1 pseudogene is annotated in these 753 nt (G+C 77.0%); it reads right to left on the bottom strand.

Annotation, left to right across the window (positions count from 1 at the left end):
- Nucleotides 1-753, bottom strand: a pseudogene (locus tag I0Q12_RS18770) (hypothetical protein); the annotation flags it as partial.

Raw genomic sequence — 753 nt, 5'->3', positions numbered from 1 at the left:
CGTCCGCGCGCAGCATCCGCGGCGCCGGATCCAGCACGGCCGCACGGCCACTGAACCCGAACCGCCGGAACATTCCCGCCGGGAGCACCGCGACGTCCCCCTCGTCGGCGGTCACGATCCCGGCGACCTGCTGCCACCCTGCCGGGTACTGCACGGGCTGCACCCGGCCGCCGACACCCCACACCAGATCGGGGGTGGCAACCAGCACGACGAGAACCGCCACGGTCGCCCACACCGTGTCGCGGCCACCGAACCGGTCCCGCAGCCACCCGACACCCGCACCGGCGGCCAACACGTACAGCGGCAACGCCAGCGCCACCCACTTCTGGGTGTCGCGCAGCAGGCCGGCACCGGGCACGTGCAGCATCGACCACTCACCGGCCTGCAGCCCCACCGGAGTCGCCGCGAGCGCCGGGGCCAGCACCGCGACCGCGGCGAGCAGCCCCAGCGTCACCGTGACCGGCTCCCGGCGCCGCCACAGCGCCGGCAGCCCGCACGCGACCACCAGCAACAGTGCCGCGGTCCCGACGAACGCCCACGGGGTCGTCCGGGAACCGGGCACCGCGTCCGCGTTCCAGATCCCGCCCAGACCCGCGAGGGACCCGAGCGTGCCGAGCCACGGTTCGGCGCGCGCCGCGAACGCCGCGACCCCGGCGGGGTCGGCGCCGGACCCGCCACCCGAGACCGCCGTCGCGACCAGCCACGGCGCCGACGCGACGACGCTCAGCGCCGCCCCGCCCGCGATCCGCGGCC

The sequence above is a fragment of the Rhodococcus sp. CX genome (assembly GCF_015865005.1).
In the GTDB taxonomy this organism is placed as follows: domain Bacteria; phylum Actinomycetota; class Actinomycetes; order Mycobacteriales; family Mycobacteriaceae; genus Rhodococcus.
Note: the sequence above shows the minus strand (reverse complement) of the source record. Positions and strands in the feature narration are given on the sequence as shown.